Source organism: Massilia aquatica, from assembly GCF_011682045.1.
GTDB classification, from domain to species: domain Bacteria; phylum Pseudomonadota; class Gammaproteobacteria; order Burkholderiales; family Burkholderiaceae_D; genus Telluria_A; species Telluria_A aquatica.
This window is the reverse complement of the sequence record NZ_VVIW01000021.1, coordinates 101,530-111,728: the sequence shown is the minus strand read 5'-3', so window position 1 is coordinate 111,728 and position 10,199 is coordinate 101,530. Positions and strand designations below refer to the sequence as shown.

Sequence of the window (10,199 nt, the reverse complement as noted above, 5' to 3'; positions counted from 1 at the left end):
CAGAGAAGTTCAAATCCGTGACAACGCAGGCGGCTTACCGAAAACGCAAGTGGATCTCGGAACCGCCCAACGCCTGGGTGAAAAGCGTACTGGGTTTCCGCCAATTTAGCATGCGAGGACTGGCCAAGGCGCAGGCCGAGTGGAAACTCGTCTGCACCGCGCTGAACTTGCGACGAATGGCAAAAATGATGTACGCGTAGACCTGAAAAGGGCGAAAATCCGCCCAATTTGAGGCCGGAAGCTTCTATTTCATTCGACTTTCGCACGCGAAAGTGAATCGCTATCGACGGCGGCGAAGACGCGCTTGGCATGCTCAGCGAAAAAACTGTCTGCCGCGCAGGCTCCTAGCAGTGCTCGCACTGCGTCGCGGTGTGCGCCTTGCCAGGCATCCGCTTCTGTTCGCTATAAATGACAATAATTTCTGCACACTTACTTAGCGTTACACCTGCATGGTTCGGCCGATTGGCTGGCGGATCAATGCGAGATTCTTCATTCACTGCCTATTATGGGCGTGTAATTATCCGGCTTGCATAATCAGCGGCTTATGTATTCGGAAACCATTAAAAAATACGGGACTTGACCAACACGTGGCAGCGAAAACTTGAACAATAGTTATGTTGAGACTATACTTGCAGCGCTTATTGCGCGCACAAGAACGATAATATGAAAACAGCATAATTTTATTCCGCTGCGGATATTCAGGTCACATGTTTTTTTTGCAATTGTCGCCAAGTAAATAAACAGTTAACTTAAAGAGGGAAATTCCAATGCTGCTGACCCCGGAAAATGCACCTGTTACCGCCAGCGTCGCGAGGCGTGCTTTTCAAGCACTGAAGGGGCATAATCTTATCGCACACGGTGGCGAAAAGGCTGTTGACAGGGCTTATTGGAGTGAAGTAACTAACCCATCACACCCTCCTGGCCACGGCAGAACTGGCAACGTTAAATATCTGACCCCGAGACAACGTCGTCTTCACCTTACTACGTTCAAAGACGATCATCTGGTCCTGAGTCGCGCTAGCATTTTCGAGATTGGCATCAACATGACCTCGAGGGGAGAAATCATCTACGTCGTCGATCCACTTCGTAATTTCTATGTCGGGTTCAAAACCATCGGAACGTTCCACCATTCGTCATTTCTGGCGGGTGCTCAGGTTCTCGCGGCGGGTTCGATGATAATCGCACCGGGAATGATTATCGTCGAAGTAAATAATCACAGCGGACACTACAAGCCCGGGCTTGCACAACTCAAGCTTGCCGCCACCGTTATGAAATTAAAAGGCGCAAATTTGAACGCAATCTCATTCAAGTATTCGCCGCCGACCGGTGCGCCAACAACGTGGGAGAGTGGCGTTGACATGATCAGGTCGTAAAGCGCCGCGAGTTTGACAACTAATTGCTTTTGATTATCACGCCACGAGCGCTGTGGCGTGCGTACCGCGTGCCGCCACGACGCAATTCCTGCCGCCGTGCTTGGCTTCATACAACGCCAGGTCCGAGGCATGCACCAGCGACTCGACCGTGCGTCCGTGCTCGGGAAAGCTGGCCACGCCGAACGAGGCGGTGGCCGTAAGGATCTGCCCGTTGCTGCGCACTTGCAGCGCCGCGACCGCCAGGCGCACCGCTTCGGCGCGCGCCAGGCCGTTGGCCAGGCTGCACTCGGGCAGCACGATCAGCATTTCCTCGCCACCGAGGCGGCAGGCGATGTCGCACGCGCGCACATTCTCGCGCAGGGCCGCCGCCACCGCCACCAGCAGGGCATCGCCACCGTCGTGGCCGTACGTATCGTTGACCCGCTTGAAATGGTCGAGGTCGATCATCACGACGGTCACCGCGCCTTGCTTGCGTTCGGCCAGCAGCAGTTCGCGCTTGAGCACCTCATCCATGTAGCGCCGGTTGTAGAGCTGGGTGAGCGGATCGACGATCGACTGGCGCCGCAAGGAAATGCGCAGGCGCACATTGCTCAGGGCCAGGCCCAACTGCTCGGCCAGCTGCACGATCCACTGGCCTTGCTCGGCGCCATGCTCGCCGGCGAGGGCGTCGCCCACCACCGTCAGGCAGCCGATCACATCGCCCTGGGTGATCAGCGGCACGCACAGGCGCGCCGTGTCCTTGCCGCTCTCGTGCGCATGGCGGCACACCAGGGCGTCCGGTCCGGATGCCAGGTGTTCGCTGCCGCGCCGCAAGGCCCAGCAATCGAGCGGCGCCAGCACCTCCGCCTCGGTGTCGACGCTGCCCCAGCGCGCGCTGCGTTCGAGCACGTTGCGCGAATTGCTGTACAGGTAGAGGCTGCCGGATAATGCCGGCAGCAGCGCCGGCAGATAGGCAGCAATGATCTCGGAGGTTTCCTCCATGGTCTCGGCCAGTTCCAGCGAATGCAGCAAGTCCGCGCTTTTTTGCAGGTGGGCATTGCGCAGGGTAGCCAGGGTGGCGGCGCGGCGCAGTTCGCCGGTGATCTCGTTGGCGTGCGCTTCGGCACGGCGGCGCTGCATCAGGGCGCGCTGGGCGGCCAGCAGCACGCCGAGCAGGAACACCACATTGATGAGCGTGGCCGCTACCCCGGCATAGGCGGCGATGTTGGAGGTGATGAGCAGCTCTTCGCGCAGCTCGTTGCGCCGCTGCGTGTAATCGGACAATTCCTCGCCGATCAGGCTGCGCAGCAAGTCCATTTGCGACCGGCCCTTGCCGCCGGCGATCACCTGCGCCGGTTTCTCGAAGCCGCTGTCGCGCCGCAGGCTGATGGTGTCGCTCAGGCTGACCAGCTTGGCGTTGGTGATGTCTTCGATATTCTTGAGGCTACCCTGTTCGCGCGGATTGGCGTTTTCCGTCTTCAGTTCCAGCAATACTGCAGGAATCATGCTGGTGCCGGCGTAGTAGGGCTGGAGAAACTCTTCCTTGCCGGTGATGATGAAGCCGCGCTGGCCGGTCTCGGCATCGCGCAGCATGCTGATCAGGCTCTGATACAGGTGCTCGCGCCGCGCGGCCGCTTTCAGGTCGCCCATGGTCTCGGCCACGTGCCGGTTGACCAGCAAGGGAATCAGGGCCACGGTCGACATGACCAGGATGACAACGGCGGCCGCGGCTTTCAGTTTGGTTTCGAACTTCATGGTGGCCTTGCCTGACGGGAGGGTGGTCGGCGTTTCAGGAACACATGGTGCGTTTGCGCGTGCGGCAGACAACGCGGGATTCAAAGAGGACTGTATCACTCAATCCGGCCTCTGGTGTTGCAATATGGTATTAGCACCGGCCGGGCCGGGAGCGATGGGTAAGAAATACTTGTTCATCTACACAGGATTCCTCGTTTGACCCCGCAGCATGCCCGCTCGGATAATCAGTTTTTCTGATCGGTAGAACCTCCATGATGAACAGGCATTTCCGCAGTGAGCGACCCGTCAGCGATGCGGGTGGCGCATGACGGCGCACAAAGTGCTCGTGACCGGCGCGGCGGGGCGCATCGGGACGGCCTTTGTGCGCGAGTTGCACGGCCAGCTCGACCTGCGCCTGGGTGACCTCGACTCCGCCGCGCTGGCACAGATGGGCGGCGAGGCCGTGCATCTCGACGTCACCGACCTGGACGCCTGCATGCGCGCCTGCGCAGGTGTGCACACCGTGCTTCACCTCGCGGCGGACCCCTTGCCCGACGCCGATTTCCACGCCTCGCTGCTGCCGACGAACATTATCGGCACCTACAACATGTTCCTGGCGGCAAAGGCGCAGGGATGCCGGCGCGTGGTGTTTGCCAGCAGTGCGCAGGCCGTTGAAGGGTATCCGCTCGACGTGCAGGTGCACGAAGACATGGCGCCGCGGCCCAAGAATATGTACGGTGTGAGCAAGGCGTTCGGCGAAGCGCTTGCCTCCTTGTTTGCCGACGATGGCACGCTGGTCACGGTGGCCGTGCGGATCGCCAACGTGGCAGCCTTCCATGCGGGCGAACGGCACAGTGCGCGCGACGTGGCCGCGTTCATCAGCGAGCGCGATGTGGTGCATTTGCTGGCGCGCTGCATTGATGCCGACCTGAAAGGTTTTACGGTCGTGCATGGGGTATCGGACAACCGCTACAAGCGCCTGGCCATCGAACAAACGCGCAGTGCGCTCGATTACCGGCCGCGCGACGACGCTTTTACGCTACTTGAAGGTGACGCGGGCGCGCCGGCATAGCGCACGGGGCGCTACGCCGGGGGCGGTCATGCCAGCATGCGCGAGTGTTTCGGCAATTTGGCAGACAGATAATCGTGCTGGTCGGCCAGCACATTCCTGCCGCTCAGGATGAAGTGTTCAAAACGGCAAGGCACGTACGGCACGTACAGCAGCGGATGAAAATCGTGCACCATGGTGGCGCCCTTGGCCTGGTTGCACGGCTTGCAGGCGGTCACGCAATTGGTCCAGCTATCCTTGCCGCCGTGGGTGCGCGCCAGGACGTGGTCGCGCGAGAGGTGCTGGCGCGCAAACACGTTGCCGCAATAAGCGCAGGTGTGGCGGTCGCGCGCGAACAGCAAGTGGTTGTCGTCGCCCAGCGGCAGCGCCACGCGCAGTTTCTTGGTCATGCGCTCGCTGCCCATGATCGAAATGATCGGCTTGACCGTCATGGTCGAGAGCACGCCCGCATTCGACACCCCGCCGCGAAACAGAAATTCACGGTCGCCCAGTTCCCACGCCACCTTGCCGACGGCGTAATAATGGATCGCTTCCTGGGCGGAGATCCATCCGAATGGATTTCCTGCGATGTCGAGTGCTAAGATTTGCGGAGTCATATTTTCACTTTTACTGATGCCTGTTTGAATGGAATAGTAGAAAAGGCCGGCGCCGGGGGCGCTGGCGGAAGATGAAAATCCGGACAGGTGCTAAACGTGATAATACGCCTTGCAGGCAAAGCAGCAAGCACGAAAATAAGGCGCAGCGCACCGCGCATTCCCGCGCGTCGTGAGGGACGCCCGGGCGATATCGCTTGCGCTGCATTGGAGTGGGGTGCCGGATTCGAACCGGCGAACAACGGTGTTGCAGACCGCGCCCTTGGACCGCTCGGGCAACCCCACATAAAAATGGCATCCCAGGAAGGAGTCGAACCTTCAGCCTTCGGTTTTGGAAACCGCTGCGCTGCCAATTGCGCCACTGAGATAGTGCATGGTTGATTGCGGCGCCGGGCGCGCAATCGAAAAAATGGGGTGACGTACCGGATTCGAACCGGCGGCCCTTGGACTCACAATCCAAAGCTCTGCCAACTGAGCTAACGTCACCATTGAAAACTTGAACAACTTACGGTTTGCTGCCGGCGCAGGCCGTAGCAAACCGGGTATGTGGTGCGCTCGGGGGGTGTCGAACCCCCAATGCCTTGCGGCACCAGATTTTGAATCTGGCGTGTCTACCGTTTCCACCCCGAGCGCGGTGCGGGTCCCGGTTGCCTGCCGGGGTAGTGCGCATCAAACTGTCGGAGCACCACGGCTTGCGCGTGCCGGGCTGAAATCCGGAACCAGCGTAAGGCCTTCGCCACGAACCCTATCCGGGAACTATGGGAATGCCGCGTGCGGGCGACACGTGCCTTGAATGGACCCACCTGCAGGGATCGAACCTGCGACCTCGACGTTCGTAGCGTCGCGCTCTTCCAGCTGAGCTAAGGTGAGATAAAAATGGGGTGGCGTACCGGACTCGAATCGGCCGTCGCTACGGCGGTGGCCCTTGGAATCACAATCCAAAGCTCTGCCAACTGAGCTAACGTCACCATTGAAAAAAGAACCGCGCGGTCATACGCGGCAAACTGGCAGTGGATGCAGGGTTCGAACCTGCGACAACTTGAGTCAAAGTCAAGTGCTCTACCAGCTGAGCTAATCCACAATTGAAACTGGCTCCCCAAGCAGGACTCGAACCTGCATAACCCTGTCGGGCCTACAACGCATTAACAGTGCGTCCGCTTACCAGTTAGCGTATCGGGGAAAAGGGGGCACGCCCGGCATAACCGGGAATGCAAAGATGGTGGGCGACCAGGGAGTCGAACCCCGTATGTCAGAGACGGCGGATTTACAGTCCGCTGCAGTCGCCAATGCTGCTCGTCGCCCAAGGCTTGATCGGCCATTCCACAAAGCCTCTCGGCGTGACTTGCCCCTGGCAGGGCCATGCGCTGTTTTGAAAGCGCTTTGTGGAATGGCGCGGGAAGGAGATTCGCACTCCCTGTCTCAACCTTTCAAGGTTGCGCTCTGCGATTGAGCTATTCCCGCACCGGCTCCACCCGCACTGGTATCGCACGTGAGGGTGCGATACCGATACAGGCGGAACCGTTTAATTACCTGTCCGAATTGTGAAAGAACCTGCGTCTGGTCCGGGTTGTCCGGGGACGGCCTCAAACTGAAAGGGCTTGACTGCGATTGCTGCGATTGCTGCGATTGTTGCTATTACTGCGATGACTGCGGTGCTGCGGTAAAACTGCCGGCCAAAACAAAAAGGGCCCGGAGTCCTTGCGGAACATCCGAGCCCTTGAGCTTGACCTGGCGGTCAGCCGGGGAGGGGTAAGCCTCCGCAGCTAGGGGTTGCCCCCTCGGATGTTGTTTGTCGGTTCCCAATTTGCGCCACAGAATGCGGGCCACTGGTGGTGTTGGTGGTAATACGGTGCTGGCAAGGGACGGCGCGCGTCATGATTCGCGGCGGCGGCGGCGGCGGCGGCGGCGAGGGCGCCAAGGCCCTTCGAGGCTGCATCACTAACGCTTTGCAGCGCGGCCAGCAGTGCAACTTGTAACGACCCCAACAGACTGCAGGCAAGCAGCGACAGGCCGCGCACTGGGCGCTGCTTCGTCATCTGTTGTTGCGTCGTTGTTTTCACGGTAAATCCCTGTGGTCGTTGCTGCGGTTGGTGCTCTTGCTGAGCGAGTGAATGCATTCTGACATGCACAAAATCGGAAAGCAAGCAAATATCGAAAATAATTTGCATCAGATGCAAACAAGTCGCACCGCTTGGGTTTTTTTGCAACAGATGAAAACGGGGTCGGCGGCAAACGGGTATGATGGCGCCTGTCGTAGTGAGGTACGACGAACCCATGCACACACTAAAAACACCCCCCATATCCAGGCCCCTCCAGGGGCCACAGCGCAAAGCCGTCCTGCGGGTCCAGGTTTTGATGGCTGAACACGACATCCGTTTCGTCACAGAGTTGTGGAAACGCCTGAGCGCCATGGGCGTGGAGATTTCGCACTCCCAGCTCACGCGCGTGGTCAACAACAGCACCAAGTCCCTGAGCATCGACCTGCTCGAGGGACTGGCCAGCCTGTTCGACTGCCCGGTGTCGGCGCTGTTCAAGGACGGCTAGCGTCTCCGCTGCCGTCCCTTACCATGCTTAGTAAGTCGCCTTGACGCTCAGGCTGTTGTACGCCGCATACGCATACACGCCCACATAGTAGCGGCCCGCCGTCGGCGCATTGACCGTGCAGTTTTCCACGCTGCTCGGCCCGTCCGACTTGCAGTTGTAGCTGGCCGTGGTCGGGGTGCCGCCCAGTTTCACGAACATGTCGGCGTCGCCATTGGCGCCGTTGAGCGCGAACGCCATCTGGGATTTGCCCGCCGGCACGTCAATCGTGAAATATTGCCAGCCGCCCGTCGCCGCGCCCTGGCCGGTCAGCGCCACGCCGTTACCCAGCACCGGATAACCTGTACCGCCCGCGCCCGCCAGGGTCCCCTTCATCGCGTAGTGACCGAGCGACGAGTAGTTCGAGAAGCCGTTGGCCGGCGTGCCTTCGGCGCCGCCGCGCACCACCAGCCGGTAGCTGCCGGCCGGCAGCGACAGATTGGTGAACTGGGCCGAGCGGTTGACCGCCAGGTTGCTGCGCGCCACCACCGCCCCCGCCGCGTTGACGATGCTGGCGTCGACGTCGAGCATGCGCAGGTATTCGAGCGGGTCGATGCGCAGGTTCAGGGTGGTTACACCGGTGGTTGTGAAGGTAAAGGTATCGCTGTCGGTGTTGCGTTCGATCTGGCCGAAATTGCGGGTCGGATCGATGGCGCCGCCCGTGCCCAGGGTCAGCGCGCGCGTGTCCGGAATATCGTCGGCCATGTACGGCACCGCCTCGTCCACGTTCATGATGCGCAGGTCGTCCTCGAAATTGCTGGCGGTGGTGTACTCGCCCCGGCTCCAGGTAAACAGCTGGTTGGCCCAGCCGCCGCCCATCCAGTAGTTACCCATGATCGGGGCCCACTGGAACGCGGCGATGCCTTCGAAATACTCGCCGCCGCTGCCGCCACGGTCGTGGTTCATGCCCATCTGGTGCCCGACTTCGTGGGCGCCGGTCATGCCGATGCCGTAGCCGTAGTCGAAGCCGGACGAGGGATTGCGGTACAGGGTGCCGGCGGCGGTGGTGCCGAACGAGCGCAGCGGCGCGAACGAGCGCCCGTCCTGGTTGATGAAGTTGATGATGCCGGTGCGCAGCACGTTGGCCGTGCGCGCGGCGTCATACACGGCGCGGCTGGTGGTCACGTTCATGTTGAGCATCGAGTACTGGTCGGCCATCGACTGCCAGGCGCGGTACATGTTTTCTTTCGTAACGCCGTTCAAGGGCGTGCTGCCGTTCATGACCGCCGTGATGTTCAGGTAGAACACGTACGGGCTGCCCGGTTTGCTTTGCAGCTGGGTCACGTCTTCATTCTGGTAGGGGCCGATATGGCGCGCCTGGCGCAGCGCCATCGGGCTGTAGACCGGGTGCGAGACCGCCAGCGCCAGCATGGCCGGGGTGCGCTGGTCGCGGAAATCGGGGTCGAAGTCGGGCACGATCTTGGTGATCGGCACTTCCGTCAGCCAGACCTTGCCGGCGCGGTCGGTGGTGTATTCCCAGGCCTTGCGGGTGTCGTACTTGAGCAGGTAGCCGTACACGGCTTTTTTGTTTCCCTTGAGCACGAACACGGAATCTTGTGTGTCGACCGCGGTACCGGTGATCGAGACCACGCCGTTCTTGTCGGCGTAGTCGCGGATATGGGCGGCCACGGTGTTGCCGCCGACCGATTGCACTTGCAGGGTGCGGCCGTTAGCGTGTTGTTCGGCAAAGCCGGCGAGGACCGCCTCGGCGCTGCCGATCTGCATGCCGGCGGCGGGGCGGGCCCCTTGCGCGCTGGCGTAATCGGTCTGGGCGGTGGCGCTGCCGGCAAGGGCGGCGGCCATGAGCAGGAACAGGGTGTGCGAGGATGTCATTCGGTCTCCGGGGTGGTCATTTTTATCGATCTGCCACTCTCCGCGCGGATTGGCGGAAAGTTGTCGTCAGGCTATCAATTGCGACGGCAGAACGTTACCATGGGAGAAAGATGCTGTATGTATCCAAACGGCACAAGCATACCAATAGCGGACGCGGCGCCTGTCATTCACGACAGCCAAATTTTCCTAATGTAAATACCTGAATTTCCCAAGATTGCTAGCTATAAAGGGGCCGAGATCCACGCTTATTCGGCACAGGGTGCCCATTTCCGTTTTCCCTATGCAATCAGGATAAGCCACCTTGCCAGCGTGCCATGCTGACGGGGCGCAAACGATGCTATACACTACTTAACATTGAACAACTTTCGAGGCGCCACATGGGCCGCAATCCGAACGACCTCGCGGTAACCCATGTTCCAGGTGTCATTGCCGATGAAACAGGCCGATCCGCCCCCCTCGCCCCCGAGCGGCGCGCAGCGCCGCAGCCGAGCGCCTTCGGCCTGTGGAAAAAGCGCATTCCTGAGGATGGGGTCAGTTACCAGCACAGGTTGCGCGACGAATGGTAAAGGCGCTGTTCGATACCAACATCCTGATCGACTATCTGAATGGCGTCGCGGAAGCGGAGCTGGCCTGCGATCGCTATGTCGACAAGGCCATCAGCGTGGTGACGTGGATGGAAATCATGGAAGGCGTGTCCGACGACGAGGCCGAGCGGCTGCTGGTCGAAGCCTTCCTGGCCCAGTTCGACCTGCTGCCGATCGACCACCACCTGGCCATGGAAGCGTCGCGCGTACGCGAAGCGCACGCCATGCGCCTGCCGGACGCCGTGATCCTGGCCACCGCCAATCTGTCCGGGCGCGTGCTGGTCACGCGCGACACCCGCGATTTCGAGCCGGGCGAGACGGTGCTGGTGCCCTACACCCTGGCGCCCGCCGACCCCGGGTAAACGGCGCTGGCGCAGGCGCCTATTCTTCTCGTTCCCCTGAGAAATCGATATAGAATATCCGCACAAGACCGGCCGCCCGGGCCGGCGCAGCT

At 60.7% G+C, this 10,199-nt stretch carries 10 protein-coding genes and 9 tRNA genes; 6 read left to right on the top strand and 13 right to left on the bottom strand.

All coding sequences use genetic code 11. From position 1 onward, the window contains the following. Positions 1-200 (top strand): transposase (locus F1609_RS26310; RefSeq protein ID WP_167079594.1); only part of this gene is annotated, 200 nt, incomplete at its 5' end. A gap of 567 nt (positions 201-767) precedes the next feature. After that, the gene (locus tag F1609_RS26305; RefSeq protein WP_167079593.1) at positions 768-1,373 is read left to right on the top strand and encodes an IQM protein middle domain-containing protein; all 606 of its coding nucleotides are present in this window, start codon (positions 768-770) and stop codon (positions 1,371-1,373) included. A gap of 36 nt (positions 1,374-1,409) precedes the next feature. Here F1609_RS26305 and F1609_RS26300 read toward each other — a convergent pair whose 3' ends face one another. After that, positions 1,410-3,107, bottom strand: a complete 1,698-nt coding sequence (locus F1609_RS26300; RefSeq protein ID WP_167079592.1) for a diguanylate cyclase — start codon at positions 3,105-3,107, stop codon at positions 1,410-1,412. Positions 3,108-3,411: 304 nt separating this feature from the next. Here F1609_RS26300 and F1609_RS26295 point away from each other — a divergent pair, with 304 nt between their 5' ends. After that, on the top strand, positions 3,412-4,158 hold the full coding sequence (locus F1609_RS26295; RefSeq protein WP_167079591.1) for an NAD-dependent epimerase/dehydratase family protein: 747 nt from the start codon (positions 3,412-3,414) through the stop codon (positions 4,156-4,158). A gap of 26 nt (positions 4,159-4,184) precedes the next feature. Here the strand turns inward: F1609_RS26295 and F1609_RS26290 are convergent, their stop codons facing one another. The 11 genes from F1609_RS26290 to F1609_RS26240 all read right to left on the bottom strand — a co-directional run bounded on the left by F1609_RS26290 (position 4,185) and on the right by F1609_RS26240 (position 6,925). Further along, positions 4,185-4,751 (bottom strand): HNH endonuclease, encoded by a 567-nt coding sequence (locus tag F1609_RS26290; RefSeq protein WP_166879345.1) that lies wholly within the window; start codon positions 4,749-4,751, stop codon positions 4,185-4,187. Positions 4,752-4,956: 205 nt separating this feature from the next. Continuing rightward, positions 4,957-5,033 (bottom strand) — tRNA-Cys (locus F1609_RS26285). 7 nt (positions 5,034-5,040) lie between these two features. Continuing rightward, positions 5,041-5,116: transfer RNA gene (locus tag F1609_RS26280), tRNA-Trp, on the bottom strand. Positions 5,117-5,158: 42 nt separating this feature from the next. Then, a tRNA-His gene (locus F1609_RS26275) sits at positions 5,159-5,234 on the bottom strand. Between the two features lie 61 nt (positions 5,235-5,295). After that, a tRNA-Leu gene (locus tag F1609_RS26270) sits at positions 5,296-5,381 on the bottom strand. 161 nt (positions 5,382-5,542) lie between these two features. Beyond that, positions 5,543-5,618, bottom strand: a tRNA-Arg gene (locus F1609_RS26265). A gap of 7 nt (positions 5,619-5,625) precedes the next feature. Then, positions 5,626-5,716, bottom strand: a tRNA-His gene (locus F1609_RS26260). Between the two features lie 121 nt (positions 5,717-5,837). Continuing rightward, positions 5,838-5,928: transfer RNA gene (locus tag F1609_RS26255), tRNA-Asn, on the bottom strand. A 37-nt stretch (positions 5,929-5,965) separates the two neighbouring features. Further along, positions 5,966-6,050 (bottom strand) — tRNA-Tyr (locus F1609_RS26250). Between the two features lie 86 nt (positions 6,051-6,136). Continuing rightward, positions 6,137-6,209: transfer RNA gene (locus F1609_RS26245), tRNA-OTHER, on the bottom strand. Between the two features lie 302 nt (positions 6,210-6,511). Beyond that, complete coding sequence (locus tag F1609_RS26240; protein ID WP_167079590.1) at positions 6,512-6,925, bottom strand: hypothetical protein; 414 nt, start codon at positions 6,923-6,925, stop codon at positions 6,512-6,514. A gap of 178 nt (positions 6,926-7,103) precedes the next feature. Between F1609_RS26240 and F1609_RS26235 the strand changes: the two genes are divergently transcribed. Further along, positions 7,104-7,292, top strand: coding sequence for a helix-turn-helix domain-containing protein (locus tag F1609_RS26235; protein ID WP_166891385.1), 189 nt, complete (start codon positions 7,104-7,106; stop codon positions 7,290-7,292). A 27-nt stretch (positions 7,293-7,319) separates the two neighbouring features. On the opposite strand, the gene F1609_RS26230 is transcribed toward F1609_RS26235, so the two are convergent. Continuing rightward, positions 7,320-9,161: a pre-peptidase C-terminal domain-containing protein gene (locus F1609_RS26230; RefSeq protein ID WP_167079589.1), complete on the bottom strand. Its 1,842-nt coding sequence runs from the start codon at positions 9,159-9,161 to the stop codon at positions 7,320-7,322. A 377-nt stretch (positions 9,162-9,538) separates the two neighbouring features. On the opposite strand from F1609_RS26230, the gene F1609_RS26225 reads away from it, so the two are divergent. Next, positions 9,539-9,727, top strand: coding sequence for a hypothetical protein (locus F1609_RS26225; protein WP_167079588.1), 189 nt, complete (start codon positions 9,539-9,541; stop codon positions 9,725-9,727). Next, positions 9,721-10,107: a PIN domain-containing protein gene (locus tag F1609_RS26220; RefSeq protein ID WP_167079587.1), complete on the top strand. Its 387-nt coding sequence runs from the start codon at positions 9,721-9,723 to the stop codon at positions 10,105-10,107. Before F1609_RS26225 ends, F1609_RS26220 begins: the two co-directional genes overlap by 7 nt. The last annotated feature ends 92 nt before the right edge of the window (positions 10,108-10,199 follow it).